Annotated in this window: 28 protein-coding genes; 22 read left to right on the forward strand and 6 right to left on the reverse strand. The window is 66.2% G+C overall.

Annotated elements, in window-relative coordinates; genetic code table 11:
* Positions 1-104: 104 nt before the first annotated feature.
* From GKE62_RS09435 to GKE62_RS09460, 6 genes are all read left to right on the forward strand, one after another.
* Positions 105-245 (forward strand): hypothetical protein, encoded by a 141-nt coding sequence (locus tag GKE62_RS09435; RefSeq protein ID WP_154692024.1) that lies wholly within the window; start codon positions 105-107, stop codon positions 243-245.
* Between the two features lie 10 nt (positions 246-255).
* Complete coding sequence (locus tag GKE62_RS09440; RefSeq protein ID WP_154692025.1) at positions 256-810, forward strand: DUF2975 domain-containing protein; 555 nt, start codon at positions 256-258, stop codon at positions 808-810.
* Positions 810-1043: a helix-turn-helix transcriptional regulator gene (locus GKE62_RS09445; protein ID WP_154692026.1), complete on the forward strand. Its 234-nt coding sequence runs from the start codon at positions 810-812 to the stop codon at positions 1041-1043. Before GKE62_RS09440 ends, GKE62_RS09445 begins: the two co-directional genes overlap by 1 nt.
* A gap of 286 nt (positions 1044-1329) precedes the next feature.
* Positions 1330-1845: a 50S ribosomal protein L10 gene (gene rplJ, locus GKE62_RS09450; protein ID WP_154692027.1), complete on the forward strand. Its 516-nt coding sequence runs from the start codon at positions 1330-1332 to the stop codon at positions 1843-1845.
* Positions 1846-1905: 60 nt separating this feature from the next.
* Positions 1906-2283, forward strand: a complete 378-nt coding sequence (rplL, locus tag GKE62_RS09455; protein ID WP_154692028.1) for a 50S ribosomal protein L7/L12 — start codon at positions 1906-1908, stop codon at positions 2281-2283.
* Positions 2284-2464: 181 nt separating this feature from the next.
* Positions 2465-3037 carry a hypothetical protein gene (locus GKE62_RS09460; RefSeq protein ID WP_154692029.1) on the forward strand — a complete coding sequence of 191 codons (573 nt, stop codon included), beginning with the start codon at positions 2465-2467 and terminating at the stop codon, positions 3035-3037.
* Between the two features lie 6 nt (positions 3038-3043).
* On the opposite strand, the gene GKE62_RS09465 is transcribed toward GKE62_RS09460, so the two are convergent.
* A complete protein-coding gene (locus GKE62_RS09465; RefSeq protein ID WP_154692030.1) occupies positions 3044-4279 on the reverse strand; it encodes a TCR/Tet family MFS transporter in 1236 nt (411 codons plus the stop codon).
* A gap of 232 nt (positions 4280-4511) precedes the next feature.
* Here GKE62_RS09465 and guaA point away from each other — a divergent pair, with 232 nt between their 5' ends.
* The 5 genes from guaA to GKE62_RS09490 all read left to right on the forward strand — a co-directional run bounded on the left by guaA (position 4512) and on the right by GKE62_RS09490 (position 7355).
* Positions 4512-6071 carry a glutamine-hydrolyzing GMP synthase gene (guaA, locus tag GKE62_RS09470; RefSeq protein WP_154693651.1) on the forward strand — a complete coding sequence of 520 codons (1560 nt, stop codon included), beginning with the start codon at positions 4512-4514 and terminating at the stop codon, positions 6069-6071.
* Between the two features lie 79 nt (positions 6072-6150).
* Positions 6151-6441: a type II toxin-antitoxin system Phd/YefM family antitoxin gene (locus GKE62_RS09475; protein WP_154692031.1), complete on the forward strand. Its 291-nt coding sequence runs from the start codon at positions 6151-6153 to the stop codon at positions 6439-6441.
* A 9-nt stretch (positions 6442-6450) separates the two neighbouring features.
* Positions 6451-6642 carry a type II toxin-antitoxin system VapC family toxin gene (locus tag GKE62_RS09480; RefSeq protein WP_154692032.1) on the forward strand — a complete coding sequence of 64 codons (192 nt, stop codon included), beginning with the start codon at positions 6451-6453 and terminating at the stop codon, positions 6640-6642.
* Positions 6643-6663: 21 nt separating this feature from the next.
* Positions 6664-6903, forward strand: coding sequence for a hypothetical protein (locus tag GKE62_RS19750; RefSeq protein ID WP_195908704.1), 240 nt, complete (start codon positions 6664-6666; stop codon positions 6901-6903).
* Complete coding sequence (locus GKE62_RS09490) at positions 6900-7355, forward strand: CHRD domain-containing protein (protein ID WP_154692033.1); 456 nt, start codon at positions 6900-6902, stop codon at positions 7353-7355. The genes GKE62_RS19750 and GKE62_RS09490 overlap by 4 nt, the downstream gene beginning before the upstream one ends.
* A 69-nt stretch (positions 7356-7424) precedes the next feature.
* Here the strand turns inward: GKE62_RS09490 and GKE62_RS09495 are convergent, their stop codons facing one another.
* From GKE62_RS09495 to GKE62_RS09505, 3 genes are all read right to left on the reverse strand, one after another.
* Positions 7425-7838: a hypothetical protein gene (locus tag GKE62_RS09495; protein WP_154692034.1), complete on the reverse strand. Its 414-nt coding sequence runs from the start codon at positions 7836-7838 to the stop codon at positions 7425-7427.
* Between the two features lie 68 nt (positions 7839-7906).
* Entirely contained in the window at positions 7907-9346 is a 1440-nt protein-coding gene (gene tldD, locus GKE62_RS09500; RefSeq protein ID WP_154692035.1) for a metalloprotease TldD, read from the reverse strand.
* 56 nt (positions 9347-9402) lie between these two features.
* Complete coding sequence (locus tag GKE62_RS09505; RefSeq protein ID WP_154692036.1) at positions 9403-9630, reverse strand: zinc-finger domain-containing protein; 228 nt, start codon at positions 9628-9630, stop codon at positions 9403-9405.
* Positions 9631-9709: 79 nt separating this feature from the next.
* Between GKE62_RS09505 and GKE62_RS09510 the strand changes: the two genes are divergently transcribed.
* The 5 genes from GKE62_RS09510 (at position 9710) to GKE62_RS09530 (ending at position 13729) form a co-directional block, all read left to right on the forward strand.
* Positions 9710-10657: an ABC transporter ATP-binding protein gene (locus GKE62_RS09510; protein ID WP_154692037.1), complete on the forward strand. Its 948-nt coding sequence runs from the start codon at positions 9710-9712 to the stop codon at positions 10655-10657.
* A 3-nt stretch (positions 10658-10660) separates the two neighbouring features.
* Entirely contained in the window at positions 10661-10912 is a 252-nt protein-coding gene (locus GKE62_RS09515; RefSeq protein WP_154692038.1) for a hypothetical protein, read from the forward strand.
* Positions 10909-11124, forward strand: a complete 216-nt coding sequence (locus tag GKE62_RS09520; protein WP_154692039.1) for a DUF2283 domain-containing protein — start codon at positions 10909-10911, stop codon at positions 11122-11124. The genes GKE62_RS09515 and GKE62_RS09520 overlap by 4 nt, the downstream gene beginning before the upstream one ends.
* Positions 11125-11126: 2 nt before the next feature.
* Positions 11127-12713 (forward strand): L-aspartate oxidase, encoded by a 1587-nt coding sequence (gene nadB / locus GKE62_RS09525; RefSeq protein WP_154692040.1) that lies wholly within the window; start codon positions 11127-11129, stop codon positions 12711-12713.
* Between the two features lie 131 nt (positions 12714-12844).
* Positions 12845-13729 (forward strand): alpha/beta fold hydrolase, encoded by an 885-nt coding sequence (locus tag GKE62_RS09530; RefSeq protein ID WP_154692041.1) that lies wholly within the window; start codon positions 12845-12847, stop codon positions 13727-13729.
* Between the two features lie 64 nt (positions 13730-13793).
* On the opposite strand, the gene GKE62_RS09535 is transcribed toward GKE62_RS09530, so the two are convergent.
* Complete coding sequence (locus GKE62_RS09535; RefSeq protein WP_154692042.1) at positions 13794-14036, reverse strand: GlsB/YeaQ/YmgE family stress response membrane protein; 243 nt, start codon at positions 14034-14036, stop codon at positions 13794-13796.
* A 571-nt stretch (positions 14037-14607) separates the two neighbouring features.
* Between GKE62_RS09535 and GKE62_RS09540 the strand changes: the two genes are divergently transcribed.
* The 3 genes from GKE62_RS09540 to GKE62_RS09550 all read left to right on the forward strand — a co-directional run bounded on the left by GKE62_RS09540 (position 14608) and on the right by GKE62_RS09550 (position 17113).
* Positions 14608-16623 (forward strand): ribonucleoside-diphosphate reductase subunit alpha, encoded by a 2016-nt coding sequence (locus tag GKE62_RS09540; protein WP_154692043.1) that lies wholly within the window; start codon positions 14608-14610, stop codon positions 16621-16623.
* 65 nt (positions 16624-16688) lie between these two features.
* Entirely contained in the window at positions 16689-16928 is a 240-nt protein-coding gene (locus GKE62_RS09545) for a hypothetical protein (protein ID WP_154692044.1), read from the forward strand.
* Positions 16929-16930: 2 nt separating this feature from the next.
* Positions 16931-17113 (forward strand): hypothetical protein, encoded by a 183-nt coding sequence (locus GKE62_RS09550; protein ID WP_154692045.1) that lies wholly within the window; start codon positions 16931-16933, stop codon positions 17111-17113.
* A gap of 230 nt (positions 17114-17343) precedes the next feature.
* Here GKE62_RS09550 and GKE62_RS09555 read toward each other — a convergent pair whose 3' ends face one another.
* Positions 17344-17586 carry a DUF2171 domain-containing protein gene (locus tag GKE62_RS09555; RefSeq protein ID WP_154692046.1) on the reverse strand — a complete coding sequence of 81 codons (243 nt, stop codon included), beginning with the start codon at positions 17584-17586 and terminating at the stop codon, positions 17344-17346.
* Positions 17587-17791: 205 nt separating this feature from the next.
* On the opposite strand from GKE62_RS09555, the gene GKE62_RS09560 reads away from it, so the two are divergent.
* The 3 genes from GKE62_RS09560 (at position 17792) to GKE62_RS09570 (ending at position 19785) form a co-directional block, all read left to right on the forward strand.
* Positions 17792-18865 carry a ribonucleotide-diphosphate reductase subunit beta gene (locus tag GKE62_RS09560; protein WP_154693653.1) on the forward strand — a complete coding sequence of 358 codons (1074 nt, stop codon included), beginning with the start codon at positions 17792-17794 and terminating at the stop codon, positions 18863-18865.
* A gap of 130 nt (positions 18866-18995) precedes the next feature.
* Entirely contained in the window at positions 18996-19301 is a 306-nt protein-coding gene (locus GKE62_RS09565) for a DUF1294 domain-containing protein (RefSeq protein ID WP_154692047.1), read from the forward strand.
* A gap of 70 nt (positions 19302-19371) precedes the next feature.
* Positions 19372-19785, forward strand: coding sequence for a hypothetical protein (locus tag GKE62_RS09570; RefSeq protein WP_154692048.1), 414 nt, complete (start codon positions 19372-19374; stop codon positions 19783-19785).
* Positions 19786-19909 lie beyond the last annotated feature (124 nt).

Raw genomic sequence — 19909 nt, forward strand, 5'->3', positions numbered from 1 at the left:
TCCGTAAAACAATCAGTGCCATATTGTTTTTCGATATTTATCGATTGACGATATGAACGACTGGACATATTGAATAACGATATCGCCCATATCGGAGAACGGCTATGACCCGCTTTCAAATCTCGCAGATCGCCTCGGTCGCCATGTCGGCCGCGTTCGTGCTCGCATCGTGGCTCGCCACCGTGACGGTGCCGGTCTCGCCCGTCGCTTTCGCCGCCGCGCCCGTCGCGGTCGAACTGGCCTGAGCGCGGCGCGATGACCCCTAAACGCGACCCCCTGCTCACCGCGGCGCGCCTGCTCCTGATGGTCTTCATCGGCGTGCTTGGCGTCGCCGCGGTGGCGGCTCTCCTCGTCATCCCGGTGGTGATCGTCTTCCAGGCCCGCGTCCTCGCAGAAATCGCCGCCAAGGGGGTCGAGACCGGCCCCGAGATGATCGGCGCGATCCTGATCGTGCTCGCCGGGATCGCGGTGTTGCTGGCGATGGCAGTATGGTTTCTCGTTCTGCTGCGACGGATCGTGCTCAGCGTCGGCACCGGCGATCCGTTCATTCCCGAAAACGCCGAGCGCCTGTCGCGGATGGGCTGGCTGGTCCTCGCGGGCCAGATCGCCTCGATCCCGGTCGGCGCACTGGTGCTGTGGATCGCCAGCGTAGTCGAAGACAGCCCCGCCGCCGAACACGCCCACGCCGACCTCCACTCCGATTTCGGCTTTTCGTTCAGCAGCCTGCTGCTGATGCTCGTGCTGTTCATCCTTGCGCGGGTCTTCCGCCGCGGCGCTGCGATGCGCGAAGAGCTGGAAGGGACCGTGTGATGGGCGAGGCCGAGACCGATGACGGGAAGATCGTCGTGACCCTCGACGAGCTGCTCTACCAACGCCGCATGACGCTGACCGAACTGGCCGAAAGGGTCGACATCACGCTGGCAAACCTCTCGATCCTCAAGACCGGCAAAGCCAAGGCAATCCGTTTTTCCACGCTCGAGGCGATCTGCCGCGTGCTCGAATGCCAGCCGGGAGATTTGCTGGGGTACGCCCGCGAAGCTTGACTCCGGGCGGGCCTTCCCCCACAGGCCCGCCCCGACCGGCAGGTTCGCCCTCCGGTCGTCCGTCCGAGACAGTCGGTGCGGGGTGTCTGCCCCGCTTAATTTCCGGCCTAGACGGGGAAACGAGATTTTCGCGCTCGGGCTTTTGGGCCCCGCGCCTTGGCGTTCGTTTCGGCGACGCCGCCTCCTTCCCCATCACTGGACTCGCCCGCTTGGTGCCCTGTGCGCCCGGCGGACATCGCAGCCGGTCGTTTGCCCCCGTGCACTCGGCCAAAGGGAAGGAGTACGCATGGATCGTTCGCAGAAAGCCGACGCGGTCGCAGCGCTCAACGCAACCTTCAACGAGGTCGGCGTGGTGGTCATCACCCGCAACCTCGGCATGACCGTGGCCCAGTCCACGGCCCTGCGCACGAAGATGCGGGATGCCGGTGCATCGTTCAAGGTTTCCAAGAACAGTCTCGCGCGCCTGGCGATCGAAGGCACCAGCTATAGCGGGATCGGTGACATGCTCACCGGTCCGGTGGCGTTGGCCACTTCGGTCGACCCGGTCGCGGCCGCCAAGGTCGCGATCGATTTCGCCAAGACCAACGACAAGCTCGAGATCGTCGGCGGGGCCATGGGGACGCAAGTTCTCAGCCCCGACGGGATCAAGGCGCTCGCTTCGCTGCCGTCGCTCGACGCGCTGCGCAGCCGCCTGATCGGGCTCGTCCAGGCCCCGGCTACCAAGATCGCCCAGGTCGTCGTCGCCCCCGCGAGCAAGCTCGCCCGGGTGTTCAACGCCTATGCCGAGAAAAGCGCCGCGTAAGACTGTTCGCATTCGTTTCTGCCGGCTGGCCCGGCACACATCCAATCAGGAGCACATATCATGGCCGACATCGCCAATCTCGTTGAAGAACTTTCCAAGCTGACCGTCCTCGAGGCGGCCGACCTCGCCAAGGCGCTCGAAGAGAAGTGGGGCGTTTCTGCCGCCGCCGCGGTTGCGGTCGCCGGCCCCGCCGCCAGCGGCGAAGCCGCCGCTCCCGCCGAAGAGAAGACCGAATTCGACGTCATCCTGACCGGCGACGGCGGCAAGAAGATCCAGGTCATCAAGGAAGTCCGCGCGATCACTCAGCTCGGCCTGACCGAAGCCAAGACCCTCGTGGAATCGGCTCCCAAGGCGATCAAGGAAGGCGTCAACAAGGCCGAAGCCGAAGAGATCAAGGCCAAGGTCGAAGCCGCCGGCGGCACCGTCGAGATCAAGTAACTTTCAGGTTTTGCGGGTGTCTTGAAGCACCCGTGATCGGAAGGGGCGGCACGAGCAATCGTGTCGCCTTTTTCGTTTATGTGAACAATCGGTAATGCGCGCTGCAGAGCGCGTTTTGTAATCCACGGTTCAGCTTCGCCGCATAAAATCTGCGCGCCGATTCAACCATGGAGGTTCAACGATGCGGGTATCCCGTAACGTCATCCTGACCGGCGCCGCCGCGCTGCTGGTCTGCGGCGTGGCCGAGGCGGCCACCGCGAAGCTTCACAAACTCAATGTCGCGCTGCCCGATGGCTCGGTCGCGCAAGTCGAATACGCGGGCGATGTCGCGCCGCGCGTCGTGGTCCAGGCTGCGCCGCAGGCGATCGCATTCGCCGATCCGCTGTTCGCGCTTGGCGGCGATCCCTTCGCCGAGATGCAGCATGTCTCCGCGCTGCTCGAGCAACAGCACCGCGCGATGCTCCAGCAGGTGGCCGAACTCCAGCGCGCCGCCGCCACGGGAACTCCCGCGCCGGGCCTGACCCTCACGAGCAACCTGCCCGCCGGGTCGTACCACTATAGCATGGTCTCCTCGACCACCGGCGCCGACGGCTGCACCCAGACCGTCTCGTGGAGCTCGGACGGGAAAAGCCCGGAGCCGCAGGTCACCAAGACCAGCGTAGGCAACTGCGACGCCGCCCGGCGCGACCGGGCGCCGATCGTGCCCGCCAAGGCCGAGGCTCCGGCGCAACCGGCCCCGGCAACGCGGATATAGAGGTGCCTAGCCCGCGGGGGCGGCCATCGCCTCCGCGGGAATTCGCCTCAGCCCCGCCAAGAACAATCCCAGCCCGATCAGCGAAAACCCCGCCGCAACCAGCAACGGCATCGCCGGGATTTGCGCCACCGCGCCCGGCCCGTTGAACTTGGCGAAGACGCCGGCGTAGAGCGGCGGGGCGACGATCGCGGCGATGCTGCCGATGCTTTGCGTCGCGCCCTGGAGTTCGCCCTGGCTGCGCGCGTCGACCGCGCGACTGTTGATCGCCTGGACCGAGGGCTGGATAAAGCCCTGCAACGACCCGACGAGGATCGCGGCGTAGACCAGCGCGGTGCTGGTCGCGGCCCAATACATCGCCGCCGAGATCGCGAACCCGGCGACCCCCAGCATCACCGCCGTCCGCTCGCCCAGCCACGGCGCGACCCAGCGCAGGCCAAGCCCCTGGACCAGCGCGCTGGTCAGCCCGACGACGGCCAGCGCCAGCCCGACTTGCTTCACGTCGAAGCCGTAGGCGGCCATCGCGAAGTAGGTCCAGATCGCGGGGTAGACGGTGTGCGCCAGCATCCACACCCCCAGTGCGGAGACCAGCCAGATCGTCGCCGCGCTCTGCCCGCGCAGGGCCCTGAGCGCGGCGAAGGCGTTGGCGCGGCGCCACTCGAACGGGCGCCGGTTCTCGGGCGCAAGCGTCTCACGCAGGAAGATCAAACCGAACGCGAAGTTGGCTAAGGCCAGCCCGCCCGCGGCGTAGAACGGCATCCGCGGATCGATCGCGCCCAGCAGCCCGCCGAGCGCCGGCCCGGCGATAAACCCGAATCCGAACGCCATCCCCATCGTGCCGAAATTCGCCGCGCGTTTTTCGGGCGGGGTGATGTCGGCGATCGCGGCATAGGCGGCCGAATAGCTCGCGCCGGTGACGCCCGCCACGATCCGCCCGACGATCAGCCACCACAGCGCGGGAGCCAGGCCCATCACCGTATAGTCGATCCCCATCGCGAGCACGCTGGCGAGCAGCACCGGGCGGCGACCGTAGCGGTCGGAGAGGTTGCCAATCACCGGCGCGAACACGAACTGCATCGCCGCATAACCCGCGCCGAGCCACCCCGCCCACACCGCCGCGCCATCGACCGGCATGTGCCCCAGGTGCATGATCAGACCCGGCAGCACCGGCATCACGATCCCGAAGCCGAGCATATCGATCAGGACGATGGCGAAGACGAACCCGAACGTGGCGCGGTGAGTCATGGATTAGAACTGCTCCTGATAATCCGTCCCAATAGACCAAGCAAAGTCCGCTCGTGTCGAGCAGCCCGCGCAGCGGGCACCGTCGAGACACCGTACGCAACAGTTAAACGTCGTGCGGGATGTCTCGACTTCGCTCGACATGAGCGGGTTTAGGGGGGCACGGCAATTACGCCAGCCAGAATGCAACGCGCGCCCGCTGGACATGCCCCGCCACGTTGCTATCCGCCCGCGCATGACCATCCAGCCCTCAGATTCCATCCTGATCGTCGATTTCGGCAGCCAGGTGACCCAGCTCATCGCCCGCCGGGTACGCGAGGCCGGCGTCTATTCGGAGATCGCCCCGTTCACCGCCGCCGCCGAGACGTTCGCGCGGATGAAGCCAAAGGGTATCATCCTGTCCGGCTCGCCCGCCTCGGTGCTCGACGAGGAAGGCCCGCGCATCCCCGACGAAATCCTGAACAGCGGGCTGCCGATCATGGCGATCTGCTATGGCCAGCAGGCGCTGATGCACCAGTTGGGCGGCGAGGTGTTGCCCGGCGATTCGGGCGAGTTCGGACGCGCCTTCATCGAGATCTCCGATGGCTGCGCATTGTTCGACGGGCTGTGGGCCGAGGGCGAGCGCCACCAGGTGTGGATGAGCCACGGTGACAAGGTCACGCGGCTGGCGCCCGGCTTCCGCCCCGTCGCCGCCAGCGCGGGCGCGCCGTTCGCGGTGATCGCCAACGATGCCAAGCGCATCTACGCGATGCAGTTCCATCCCGAGGTGGTCCACACCCCCGACGGCGGCAAGCTCTACAAGAACTTCGTTCGCCACGTCTGCGGACTGGCCGGCGACTGGACGATGGCCGAGTTCCGCAAAACCAAGATCGCGGAAATCCGCGCCCAGGTGGGCAAGGGCCGCGTCATCTGCGGCCTCTCGGGCGGGGTGGACAGCGCGGTCGCCGCGGTGCTGATCCACGAGGCGATCGGCGAGCAGCTCACCTGCGTGTTCGTGGATCACGGGCTGATGCGATTGGGCGAGGCCGACCAGGTCGTCAGCCTGTTCCGCGGCCACTACAACATCCCGCTGATCCACAAGGACGTCAGCACGCTGTTCCTGGGCGGGTTGGCGGGCGTCACCGATCCCGAGGCCAAGCGCAAGTTCATCGGCAAGACCTTCATCGACGTGTTCGAGGCCGAGGCGCGCCAGATCGGCGGGGCCGAGTTCCTCGCCCAAGGCACGCTCTATCCCGATGTGATCGAATCCGTGTCGTTCACCGGCGGGCCGAGCGTGACGATCAAGAGCCACCACAACGTCGGCGGGTTGCCCGAGCGGATGAACATGAAGCTGGTCGAGCCGTTGCGCGAGCTGTTCAAAGACGAGGTGCGCGAGCTCGGTCGCGAGCTGGGACTGCCCGAGGTGTTTGTCGAGCGCCATCCCTTCCCCGGCCCCGGGCTCGCCATCCGCATCCCCGGCGAAGTCACCCGCGCGGGGTGCGACACCTTGCGCAAGGCCGACGCGATCTACCTCGAGGAGATACGCAACGCCGGGTTGTATAATGCGATCTGGCAGGCCTTCGCGGTGCTGTTGCCGGTGAAGACCGTAGGCGTGATGGGCGACGGCCGAACCTACGACAACGTGTGCGCGTTGCGCGCGGTGACTTCGACCGATGGGATGACCGCCGACATCTATCCGTTCGACGCCGCGTTCCTGAGCCGCGTGGCGACGAGGATCATCAACGAGGTCAAGGGCATCAACCGGGTGGTCTACGACTACACGTCGAAACCGCCCGGCACGATCGAGTGGGAATGAAGGATCGGCAAGCTGGGTTCAGTGTGATCGCGCACTTCTTGTATTTGACCAACCCCCTTGGCCAAGGCACGATCCCCATATGACCATCCATGTCAACGTCGGCGAAGCCAAGACCCGGCTTTCCGAACTCCTAACCGCTGCCGCGCGCGGCGAGGAGGTTGTGGTGGACAAGGCGGGCGTGCCGTTCGCCACGCTCGTACCGCGTCCGGAAGCCTTGGCGCTCGAGCGGGAAGCACGCGCAGCGAAGCGCAAGGCGGCGTTCGGTTGTCCGGCCGAGAAGTACAAAGACTATCCGCCCGAGGCTTTCGAAATTCCGCCGTCGATGACCGACGAGGAATACGTAGAGCGGGTCAAGCGCAAATTCGGCTGAGCAACGGCTTTGCAACTGCTGCTCGATACGCACATCGTCGTCTCGATCGTTTTGAACGATCGGCGTCTTTCAGCGATGCAGCGGGAAGCCTTGGGCAAACCCTACAACGAAATTCTCGTTAGTCCGATCATTGCCTACGAACTGACTCATCTGCATCGCACTCGCCGCATTCCGTTGGCTGAGTCCATGGATCAGCTTTAAGACCTGATCGGGTTCCATTTAATCGATCTGCCCCACGGCATCTGGCGAACAGTTGGCGAGTTACCCGACATTCATCGCGATCTCATCGACCGCATGCTGAGCGCGCACGCACTTGCGAGCGGACTGACCATCGCGACGGCCGATGCGAGCATCCACCGCTACTCCGTGCCCTTCGTCTTGCCGGAACCTCGTCCCCGCGCGACCGTTAGCCTCCTTGTAGCGCCGCAGGGACTGTTGGCGCCGAAGGAGAGTATGCCATGAACAGGGTCCGTTTGCTCGCACTGGGCGCAACCGCCGCCGCTGTCACCCTGGCTGGGTGCGCGACGGTCGAAGAAGCTGCCGTTTCCACGGTTGCCCAGACCTATCACGCCAACATGACCGGCGCCCAGGAAGTGGGTGGCGGAGACCCCGACGGGTCGGGACGCGCCGATATCTCGGTCTCCGACCGGCTCAACCAGGTGTGCTGGGATATCCACGATATTCGCGGGATCGGCGAGCCGACCGCGGCACACATCCACAGCGGCGTCGCAGGGGTGAACGGGCCGGTCGTGGTCCCGCTGACGAAGAACAACGAAGGCACGTGGAAGGGCTGCGCCGATCGCGGCACCGAATGGACCCAGGATTACCTGAAGGCCAACCACGCGGCGTTCTACGTCAACATCCACACCGCCGATTATCCCAACGGCGCGATCCGCGGGCAGCTGCACAACTGAGATAGCGCCCGGCGATGCGGCGGAGGCTCGCAAGCGAGCGTCCGCCGCATCGCCGTCAGTCGCACATGGTCAGTCGCGCAAGGCGACCTTCTTGTAGGGGACGAACTCGCCGAGCCCGACGAAGCCGCTGTAGAAGTGGCTCGACTGGTCGTGTAGCTGGACGATGTCGACGCTGCACAGCGACGCCCCTCCGCCATGCAGATTGGTGACCATAATATCGTCGTCGTCGAGCGACTCAGCGCCGTTGCGCGGGCGGTTGACCCACAGCGTGTGGCCCGCGTCATAGACGATCGCGGTCTTGTCGATGATCCGCGAGCCGCGGATCGAGGGGAGGAAGATGCAATCCTGAGGCTTGCCCGCAACGCGCCCGTCGAGCATCTTTGCCAGCTTCGCTTCGGGCGACAGGCGCGGTTTGGCGTCGGCGGCGACCGAAAGCGAAAGTACGGTGGCGGCGGCGAGAACGGTGGCGATGGTCCTACGCATGGCAGCGACTCCTTTGGCGCTAGCACCCAGATAGGCTTCTATGCCTGAACCCGCAATGACCGCAAGGATCAGGCGGTGCCGCCGACCGTCAGCCCCGCAACCAGCAGTGTCGGCTGGCCGACCCCGGCGGGTACGCTCTGGCCGCCCTTGCCGCAGATGCCCACGCCTTCGTCGAGCGCCATATCGTTGCCGATCCCGGTGACGCGGGTGAGCACGCTGGGACCGTCCCCGATCAGCGTCGCGCCCTTGATCGGCGCGCCCAACCTGCCGTTCTCGATCTTGTAGGCTTCGGTGCAACTGAACACGAATTTGCCCGAGACGATGTCGACCTGGCCGCCCCCGAAGCTTTTGGCGAAGATGCCGTTCTTGACCCGGCTGAGGAGCTCGGCGGGGTCGTCGTTGCCGCCGCGCATGAAAGTGTTGGTCATCCGCGGCATTGGCGCGTGGGCGAAACTCTCGCGGCGCCCGTTGCCCGTTGGAGCCACGCCCATCAGCCGGGCGTTAAGGCGATCCTGGATGTAGCCCTTGAGGATGCCATCCTCGATCAGCACGTTCTCCTGCGTCGGGGTGCCTTCGTCGTCGATGCTCAGCGATCCGCGGCGGCCCTCGCCGTTGGCGCCCAGCAGCGTGCCGTCGTCGACCACCGTCACCCCGGGCGCGCCGACGCGCTCACCGATCCGGCCCGAGAACGCGCTGGTGCCCTTGCGGTTGAAGTCGCCTTCGAGGCCGTGACCGACCGCTTCGTGGAGCAGCACCCCGGGCCAGCCTGGGCCGAGCAGCACGGTCATCTCGCCCGCGGGCGCGGCTACGCTTTCGAGATTGGCCAGCGCCTGCGCCAGCGCGGTGTCTATCGCGCGGTTCCAGGTCGCGGGCTCGAACAGCCGGTCATACAACCAACGTCCGCCGATCCCGAAGCTTCCGGTTTCGCGGCGGCCGTCCTTCTCGGCAACGATGCTGACGTTGAGCCGCACCAGCGGGCGGATGTCGTGCGCGACGAAACCGTCGGCGCGGACGATCTCGACCACCGACCAGCTCCCCGAAAGCGAGGCCGAGACCTGGGCGACGCGCGGATCGCGCGCACGCGCCGCGGCGTCGATGGTTTCGAGCAGTTTGACCTTCTCGGCGAAGGGGATCGCATCGAGTGGGCTGGCGTCGGTGTAGAGGTGCCGGTTGGAACGGCGCGGCGGCGGCGCGGGACGGCCTTTTGCGGGATCCAGCAGGGTCAAAGTTTCGGCGGCGCGGCGGACCGCGTCGCGCGAAATCTCGTTGGCGTGGGCGAACCCGGTCATCTCGCCCGAAACCCCGCGCAAGCCGAACCCGGCATCGCGCGAATAGTCGGCCGTCTTGAGCCGCCCGTCGTCGAACCCGAAGCTCTCCGTGGCGACGAACTGGAGGTAGAGCTCGCCGTCGTCACATCGCGACAGGGCGTCGGCGGTCAGCCGCTGCGCCTCTTCGGGCGAGAGCTTGTCGGGGGCGTAGAGCAGCGAGCGGGGGTCGGTGAGCGTCATGCCAGCCGATATAGGGCGAAGCAGCGCTTCCCCAAACCAAAACCCGCGCCGGAGTGCTAGAGGCTCATTCCGCCCGAAATATCGAGCATGGTCTTCTGGTTCACCCCGTCCGCCGGCCCGCCCCGCAACACGAAGCGGCGGTCGCAATAGCCGCAATCGACGTAGCCCTGCTCGTCGATCTCCAGCCACACACGAGGGTGGCCGAGCGCGGGAGCGATGTCCGTGGCTCCGTCGCACTTCACGCGAGTGGTTTCGACCAGGACGGTTTCGGGCGGCGGGATCATGGTCCGCGCCGTTAGCAGCGCGTGCCCGACCCGCCAATGGGGTTTACGCGGCCCTCGCGTTGGGGCAGTCGCGCTACCCATGAACACCGGCCCCGCGATCTCGATACGCAACCTCGTCAAGCGCTATGCCGCGTTCAAGGGCGCGCCGGGCAAGCTGGCGCTCGACGATGTCAGCTTCGACGTGCCGCAGGGCCAGATCTTTGGGCTGCTCGGCCCCAACGGCGCAGGCAAGTCGACGCTGATCAACATCCTCGCGGGGATGGTCGACAAGACCGGCGGCAGCGCCGCCATCTGGGGCTTCGACATCGACCGCGAGCGCAAGAACGCCAAGGCCGCGATCGGGATCGTCCCGCAAGAAATCGTGTTCGATCCGTTCTTCACCCCCGCCGAGGTGCTCGAAATCCAGGCCGGCCTCTATGGCGTGCCCAAGGAACTGCGCCGCACATTGGCGCTGCTGCGCGAGGTCCACCTCGCGGACAAGGCCGAGGCTTATGCCCGAACCCTGTCGGGCGGCATGAAGCGCCGCCTGCTGATCGCCAAGGCGATGGTCCACTCGCCCCCGGTGCTGGTGCTCGACGAACCCACAGCGGGGGTCGATGTCGAACTGCGCCAGCAGTTGTGGGTGCTCGTCCGGCGGCTCAACGACGAAGGCGTGACGGTGGTCCTGACTACCCACTACCTCGAGGAAGCCGAGGAGCTGTGCGATCGCATCGCGATCATCAACCACGGTCGCCTGATCGCCGACAAACCCACCCGCGAACTCGTCGGAATGGCGCGCGAGAAGGTGGTGGTGCTGACGCTCGACCGCGACATCGCCGAGGCCCCGGTCCACCCCGCCTTCGTCAAGAGCGCGCGCACCGGCGAACGCACGGTCGAGATCACCTATGATCGCGACCGCATGAACGCGGGCGAAGTGTTGTCGGTGCTGCAAGGCCAGGGCTTTGCGATCGCCGACGTCTCGACCCGGGAACCCGACCTTGAGGATGTGTTCCTCCACCTGACCAGCGCGCCGAAAGAGGCGGCCTAGGGGGTGACGACGACGCGCTATTTCGACGAGCAAGTCTTGCGCAAGCGACCTTACCTGACCATCGATCTGTGTCTGGGTGTGATCGCCAAGCCAGTCAGGACCGAAATACGGGACGATGGCCGAGTCCGGCATTTGGGCACGGTCACGTTGCCAAACGAAGACAGGCCGCGCATCCTGCGGGTCGTAACACTTGAAGACCGCACAACCATCCACAACGCCTTTGTAGATCGCACCTTTCGCGAGGACGCACCATGAAGCTGCACTACTACGCCGAGACCGACAGTCTCTATATCGAACTGCGTGACGGCGCGGGTGTGGAAGTGCGCGAGATAGTGGCTGGTTTGAACCCCGATATCGACGCCGACGGCCATGTCGTCGGGTTCGACAGCGATAGCGCTTCAAAATTGCTCGACCTGTCCACGCTCGAAACGATTGCGTTGCCGCACACGACGATGAAGGCGGCCTGACGCTGGGCGAGGGCACCAATTTCGACGTCATCGTCGTCGGCTCGGGCGCCGCCGGCCTGACCGCCGCGCTGGCGCTGGCCGAGACCAAGCGCGTCCTCGTGCTTGCCAAGGGCACGCTCACCGGCGGATCGACCGCGTGGGCGCAGGGCGGGATCGCGGCGGTGCTCGACGAGGGCGACACTTTCGAAAACCACATCCGCGACACGATGATCGCCGGAGCCGGACTCAACCGGCTGGAGACAGTCGAATATGTGATCGGCCAAGCCCCCCGCTCGATCCAGCGGCTGATCGAGCTGGGCGTGCCCTTCAACACCGAGGCCAAAGAGCTCCATCTCACCCGCGAGGGCGGGCACAGCCATCGCCGTATCGTCCATGTCGATGACGCCACTGGCTGGGCGGTGCAGGAGGCGCTGCTCAAGGCCGCCCAGGCCAATCCCAACATCACCCTGCTGCCCGGCCGCGCCTGCGTCGACCTGATCACCGGGCGGCACGAGGCGCGCTATTCCGGGTCGGGCCGGGTCTGGGGGGTCTACGCGCTCGACGAGGCGACCGGCGCGGTCGAGGCGCACACCGCCCGCGCGACGATCCTGGCGAGCGGCGGCGCGGGCCGGGTCTATCAGTTCAGCACCGCGCCGCGCGGCGCCACTGGCGACGGCATCGCCATGGCCTGGCGCGCGGGCTGCCGGGTCGGCAACATGGAGATGATGCAGTTCCACCCGACCTGCCTCTACAACCTCGAGGTCAAGAACTTCCTGATCACCGAGGCGGTACGCGGTGAAGGTGGCCACCTGCTCAACCCGCGCACCGGCCACCGCTACATGCCCGATTATGACGAGCGGGCCGAGCTCGCCCCGCGCGACATCGTTGCCCGCGCCAACGACGCCGAGATCAAGCGCGACGGGCTGGATTTCGTCCACCTCGACATCAGCCACCAACCGCCCGAGTTCGTGCGGCACCACTTCCCGACGATCCACGAAAAGCTGCTCGGGCTGGGCATCGACATGACCACACAGCCGATCCCGGTGGTGCCCGCACAGCACTACACCTGCGGTGGGATCGTGATCGACCTGGCCGGGCGAACCGACCTGCCGGGGCTCTACGCCGCGGGCGAATGCACCGAAAGCGGGCTCCACGGCGCCAACCGCCTCGCCTCCAACAGCCTCCTCGAATGCTTCGTCTTCGGCGAGGCGGCGGCGGCCGACATCCTTGCCCGCTGGGAGCAATTCGAGGCCCCGCCCCCGGTCCGCGCCTGGGACGAGAGCCGCGTCACCGATTCGGATGAAGAGGTTATCATCAAGCAGAACTGGACCGAGATCCGCCGGTTCATGTGGAACTACGTCGGGATCGTGCGGACCACCAAGCGGCTCGAACGCGCGCAGCACCGGATCGCGATGATGACCGGCGAGGTTGAGGACTACTACGGCCATTTCCGCATCAGCACCGACCTGATCGAGCTGCGCAACCTCCTCCAATGCGCCGACCTGATCGTCCGCTCCGCGCTCGCCCGCCACGAGAGCCGGGGCTTGCACTATATCCTCGATTACCCCGAAACCGACCTCATCGCGCGCGATACGGTGCTGGTGCCCTAACTGATCCTTCCACCCCGCTCATCCGAGCGAAGTCGAGGGACGCTGGCGCAACGGTGCGCAGTTGCGCGCGCTGTCTCGACTACGCTCGCCATGAGCGGATCTTTTCTGAGCTACTCAAACAGGAAGTCCAAATGCCCCAGACAACCCATAACGGCATCACCCTCGAATACGAAACCCATGGCGATTCGGCCAACCCGGCGTTGCTGCTGATCATGGGGCTGGGCGCGCAGTTGACGCTGTGGCCGATCGAGCTGGTCGATGCGCTGGTCGAACGCGGGCTTTATGTGATCCGCCACGACAACCGCGACATCGGCCTCTCGACCAAGTTCACCGAAGCGGGCGTGCCCGACATCCCTGGCGTGGTGATGGCGCTCATGACAGGCAAGAAGCCCGCCGTTCCCTACACCCTGTCCGAGATGGCGGGCGACGCGGTGGCGGTGCTCGACGCGGTCGGCGTGGCCAAGGCGCACATCGTCGGCGCCTCGATGGGCGGGATGATCGCGCAGTTGGTCGCGGTCGAGCATCCCGAGCGCGTGCTGTCGCTGACCTCGATCATGTCGAGCACGGGCAACCCGATGCTCCCACCCGCCAAGCCCGAGGCGATGGCCGCCTTGACCGCGCCGATCGCCCCCGACGCCGACAAGGCCGCGATCCTCGAGCGCGGCGGGATGATCAGCCGCGCGATCGGCAGCCCCGGCTATCCCGCCGACCCCGCGCGGATCGCGGCCAACGTGACCCGCGACTACGATCGCAGCTTTCACCCCAGCGGCGCGATGCGCCAGATGGCCGCGATCGTCGCCGACGGCGACCGCCGCGCCCGGCTCAAGGGCGTGACCGCGCCGACCCTGGTGATCCACGGCGCTGACGATCCGCTGGTTCCGGTGGAGGGCGGCCGCGACACCGTGGCGGCGATTGCCGGAGCGCGGATCGTGGAGATTCCGGGCATGGGGCACGATCTGCCGCTGGCGCTGGTCGAGACGATCGCCGATGCGATCGCAGGACATGCCAACGGCTGAGCACTAGAACGACGGTACCCCCCTCCCGCTAGCGGGAGGGGTTGGGGACGGGCCTTCCACGACCTCACCCCAAATGCAGCATGCGCCCCACAAAGATCAGCACCATCGCCCCGATGATCGAGGCGATGAAGCCGGCGCGGTGGAAGCCGGTGGCGCCGCGCGCGGTGACCATGCCCGCGAGCAACGAGCCGGCTATGCCCAGGCCGATGGTCCACAGCCAGCCCATCCCAACCGTGCCGGGATAGAAGAACCGCGCGAGGATGCCGACGATCAGGCCCGAGATGATCGCGCCGATGATGTTGATCATGGATTGTACTCCGTCGCAGGTTACGATGCCCGCATCCTGTCGCGGCGGCATCGGCGGGGCAAGCGCTTCGTCACGCCGCGGTCGCAATCCACAGCCGCGTCATAAAACTGAAAAATATTTCGCACGGCACAATTAGCATCTTGCGCATCCCGCAACGTCCGCTCGAAGCACGCGTCGCTGCGTTGCAGCATGGGCGAGGCTGCGCCGAAACGAATCGGGCGTGCGACGAACCGTGTGGTTATCGACGGCTTTACCCTCTTGCGTCCATTTTGGATTGAGGCACTATAGGTAGTGGTTGGGTTGCGGGGGCACCTCAAAACCTTGTAGTACAAGGGACGCGCGGTTTTGCGCGGCGAAGGCGCTCGAATGCCGCCGGAAGAGCGGCAGCCGATCCGATCGGATCGGGTCTGGGGAAAAGTTTTTCCCTTTGATCGACCCAGACATGGTATGGCGGGGGTTCGCCCGTCGAGTCGAACAGAAGCGGAACGCCCGGCGCGCGGTCCGCCGGGTGTTCGCCAGGAATTGGGGTGGCGTCGGCCTGCAGGCCGACCCGCCGGGACGGGGGTGACGCATGGATTTTACTACAAGGGACGAAGTCGCAATGGCGCAGCAGGATCTGGGGTTCACCGCTACGCTGGAACGTGACGAGCAAGCGAGGCCGGCGATGAGCATGGACAAGGACGGCGCCGGGGCGGACACGGGCTCGGCCGGATTGGTCGAAGCCATGGCCGCTGGCGCGCTGGCCGCGGCGGCCGTCGCGAGCAAGGACGCCGATTCCAAGGCGATCCACGCCCGCCGCTTCGACATCGTCACCGACACCGCGCGCGACGCGCTTTTGACCGAATTCGGCAAGGACACGCTCGACGACCGCTACCTGCTGCCCGGCGAGACCTATCAGGACCTGTTCGCGCGCGTCGCTGATGCCTATGCCGACGATCAGGGCCACGCCCAGCGGCTCTACGACTATATTTCGAAGCTGTGGTTCATGCCCGCCACGCCGGTGCTGTCGAACGGCGGCACCGGCCGCGGCCTGCCGATCTCGTGCTATCTCAACTCGGTCTCGGACAGCCTCGAAGGCATCGTCGGCACCTGGAACGAGAACGTCTGGCTGGCCAGCCGCGGCGGCGGGATCGGCACCTACTGGGGCAACGTCCGCGGAATCGGCGAGCCTGTGGGCCTCAACGGCAAGACCAGCGGGATCATTCCGTTCGTGCGGGTGATGGACAGTCTGACGCTGGCGATCAGCCAGGGCTCGCTGCGGCGCGGCTCGGCGGCGGTCTATCTCGACATCTCGCACCCCGAGATCGAGGAATTCCTCGAAATCCGCAAGCCGTCGGGCGACTTCAACCGCAAGGCGCTCAACCTCCACCACGGCGTGCTGCTGACCGACGCGTTCATGGAAGCCGTGCGCGCCGGCGAGGAGTTCGCGCTGCGCAGCCCAAAGACCGGCGAGGTCCGCGGCAAGGTCGACGCGCGCAGCCTGTTCCAGAAGCTGGTCGAGACGCGGCTGGCCACCGGCGAGCCGTACATCGTGTTCTCCGACACGGTGAACCGGACGATGCCCAAGCATCACCGCGACCTGGGGCTCAAGGTCTCGACCTCGAACCTGTGCAGCGAGATAACGCTGCCGACGGGCACCGATCACCTCGGCAACGATCGCACCGCGGTGTGCTGCCTGTCGTCGCTCAACCTAGAAACCTGGGACGAGTGGAACAAGGACGAGCTGTTCATCGAGGACGTGCTGCGCTTCCTCGACAACGTCCTTCAGGACTACATCGATCGCGCGCCCGAAGAGATGGCCCGCGCCAAGTATTCGGCGATGCGCGAGCGGTCGGTGGGCATGGGGGTGATGGGCTTCCATTCGTTCCTCCAGCTCAAGGGCATCGGCTTCGAAACCGCGATGGCCAAGGCGATGAACCTCAAGATGTTTCGCCACATCGCCGCCAAGGCCGACGAGGCGTCGCTGATGCTGGCGCAGGAGCGCGGAGCCTGTCCCGATGCCGCCGACATGGGGGTGATGCAGCGCTTTTCGTGCAAGATGGCGATCGCGCCGACCGCCTCGATCAGCATCATCTGCGGCGGGACGAGCGCGTGCATCGAGCCGATCCCGGCCAACATCTATACCCACAAGACGCTGTCGGGCAGCTATTCCATCAAGAACCCGTATCTGGAAAAGCTGCTCCAGGCGAAATCGAAGGATTCCACCAACGTGTGGAATTCGATCCTCGAGCGCGGGGGTTCGGTCCAACATCTCGACTTCCTCAGCCCCGAGGAGAAGGCGGTCTACAAGACCAGCTTCGAGATCGACCAGCGCTGGTTGCTCGAATTCGCGGCCGACCGCACGCCGTATATCGACCAGGCGCAGAGCCTGAACCTGTACATCCCCGCCGATGTCGACAAGTGGGATTTGGCGATGCTCCACTTCCAGGCGTGGGAGCGGGGGATCAAGTCGCTGTATTACCTGCGTTCAAAGTCGGTGCAGCGCGCCGGATTCGCGGGCGGGGTCGAGGCCGACAACACCTCCGAAGCGCCCAAGTACGAGCTTGGGGGCCAGACCGACTACGAGGAATGCCTGGCGTGTCAGTAAGCCGCTAGGCCCCGGCGCGGAGGGCGGCGTGGACGGTATGCGGTATCCCCGAAGCGGTGTTGCGGATGATCTACGGTATTCCCGAGGCGGTGTTCTGGACGGTCGGCGCGGTATCGGTGGTGATCGGCCTGCTGCTGATCTTGCGCCGCGAGCGGATCGTGCGCTGCCTGCGCTGGTGGCTGATCAAGCAACTGCGCTGGGTCCGCAGCCCGCGCTATCGCACCTACTTGCGGATCAACGGTTGGCTGCTGTTCGTGCTGGGAACGCTGATGCTGGTGCTCATGACGCTCAAGCCCGCGCGGTGACGATGGCGCTGCCCGCATGGCCATGGCTGCTCGCCGCGGTGAGCGCGGCGCTGGCGATCCACGGCGGGTGGCGGGCGTTCCGCGCGCAGACCGCCGCGCCGCGCCCGGGCATCGTCGAGTTCGGCGTCGGCATGGCCGGGATCGCGATGCTGCTGCCGCGGCTGGCGGGGGTCTATATCCCGTGACCTGCCCAATCCCGCTCGAACGTCCCAACCCCGCTCATCCCGAGCGAAGTCGAGGGATCGTGCGCAATCTTGAACCCATGCGCAGCGTGTCTCGACTTCGCTCGACACGAGCGGAATTCGTCGGGCTGGTCTCGCGCCGAAAGAAAAACGCCCCCCCGGCCGTCGGGGAGGCGCCTTCCGGCGACGTTGGGCCGCCTGTCCGCGAAGGGTTTAGGGAACTCTCTCGCGGATTACTCTTCTTCTTCCATCGCATAGGCGTTGGCCGCGGTCGCGCTGAGGCGGACGGTGCCGCCCTCGACGTCGGCGACGAGGCCGCGGGCGATATAGTGGTGGTGGCCCTGATGGCTGCCCATGCCGCTGTCGGCCTTGGTCAGCTTGATCCGGTCGCCCTCGAGCTTGTCGATGGTGCCGAGGTGGACCCCGTCGGCGCCGATCACTTCCATGTGCTCGCGCAGTTCGCTGGCATCGGTCATGGCAAGTCTCCTGTTGCGGTGTCGGCCGGGAAAGCGCCCGGCGCTGTCGGACCATCAACCCGCCGCGCCCCCGCCCGTTCCCGGCGAGGCGCCGCGCAATCGCCGCCACCTGTCCACCGCCGCGTTCCTGCCGCCGCTTACGCAGCGCGCGTCGCTCGCCTATATTCACCCATTCGCCCACCCCAACCCGCACAGGGAATCTGACATGTCGCTGCTCGAAGCCCGCAAGACCTACAAGCCTTTCGAATACCCGTGGGCCTACGAGTTCTGGAAGCGCCAGCAGCAGATCCACTGGATGCCCGAGGAGGTGCCGCTGGGCGAGGACTGCCGCGATTGGGCGCAGAAGATTTCCGAGCACGAGCGCAACCTGCTCACCCAGATATTCCGCTTCTTCACCCAGGCCGACATCGAGGTGCAGGATTGCTACCACGATAAGTACGGCCGCGTGTTCAAGCCGACCGAGATCAAGATGATGCTGGCGGCGTTCTCCAACATGGAGACCGTCCACATCGCCGCCTACAGCCACCTGCTCGACACGATCGGCATGCCCGAGAGCGAGTACGGCATGTTCCTGGAATACCAGGAGATGCGCGACAAGCACGATTACCTCGCCCAGTTCGGGGTCGACAGCGACGAGGACATCGCCCGCACGCTCGCCATGTTCGGCGGCTTCACCGAAGGGCTGCAACTGTTCGCCAGCTTCGCGATGCTGATGAACTTCCCGCGCTTCAACAAGATGAAGGGCATGGGCCAGATCGTCAGCTGGTCGGTCCGCGACGAAAGCCTCCACTGCGAAGGCATCACCAAGCTGTTCCACGCCTTCACCAAGGAGCGCGACTGCCTGACCAAGGCGGTGAAGGAAGACATCATCGATTGCTGCCAGAAGACCGTGAGGCTGGAGGACGCGTTCATCGACCTGGCGTTCGAGCAGGGCCCGGTCCCGGGGATGAGCCCCAACGAGATCAAGCGCTACATCCGCTACATCGCCGACTGGCGCCTGGGCCAGCTCGGCCTCAAGCCGGTCTACATGATCGAGGACCACCCCCTCCCCTGGCTCGCCCCGCTGCTCAACGGGGTGGAACACGCCAACTTCTTCGAAACCCGCGCGACCGAGTATTCGAAGGCCGCCACACGGGGCAATTGGAACGACGTGTGGTCGAACTTCGACCAGCGGAGGAAGGCCAAGACGGGCGAGGCGGCGAACGAGGGCGCCGCGGAAGTCGAGGCCGGGGAGCCGGATATGTTTGGCGAGGCGGCTGGGGCGCAGGCGGCGGAGTAGCCATACGAAGCCAGCCGCGGGTTGGCGAGAGGTTGGTTGGGCACCGGCCTGCGCCGGGGCGACGATGAAGCGCCGGGTGGGCGACAGGGGTTTTGCGCTTTGTTTACCGGGCGCGCCGTAGGCCTCGGTGATGCCGCCGCCGTTCGACGCGATCCTCACCCTCGCCAACGTCGCGACCGCGCTGATCGTGCTGAACTTCGTCGTCTTCGCCGCGTTCGGGTTCGACAAGGTAGCGGCCGAGAACGGCCGGCGGCGGATCGCGGAGGCGACGTTGCTGGGCTGGGCGCTGCTAGGCGGCACCCCCGGCGCCTACGCGGGCCGCGCGCTGTTCCGCCACAAGACGCGCAAGCAGCCGTTCTCCCGCTCGCTCCACGGCATCGGCATCGCGGTCCTGCAGGTGGTTGGGTTGACCGTGCTGGCGGCGTTCAAACTCTAACCGTCGCCCCGGCGGAGGCCGGGGCCTAGATGACTTCGCGTCATGGCACCCTCGGCTTCAGGACGAAAGGTTGGTTGGGCCCCGGCCTGCGCGGCGCGATGGGTGGACGCCCGCGCGGCAGGGGCAGCTGATCGGGCTGATCGCCGAGACGGGCAGCGTGATCGCGGCGTGCCGGCGGCTGGGGATCGGGCGCGAGAGCGCGTACCGGCTGCGCGCGCGGGCAGGCGCAGCCGGTTTCGCGGCGGCGTGGGACGCGGTGCTGGGCCGGCGGCACGCGCCGGTCGATCTCGCATCGGCGAAGTCCACAGGTCTGTCCGCCGGGTACCGCTGCGAGCATGGCCTGATCCAGGTCGTCATGTACGCCGGGCGCTATGCCCGAAACCTGCGGAAGCCCGACAATTCGGCGCTGCTCCAGCACCTCGCGCAGCTTGACCGGGCGCTGGCCGCGGACGACGCCGGCGCGCGCAAGTCACAGGTTTTATAATGGCGTTTGGCGGTCCAGCCGGGTGCGCGCGGCGGCGGGTTTTTCGGCCCCGCGCGCGTCAGCACCAGCTTGCGCGCGCCTCGCCCATATATGTCCGGGCCACCCCGGCCTCGATCAGCACTTC

Source organism: Novosphingobium sp. Gsoil 351, from assembly GCF_009707465.1.
GTDB lineage: Bacteria > Pseudomonadota > Alphaproteobacteria > Sphingomonadales > Sphingomonadaceae > Novosphingobium.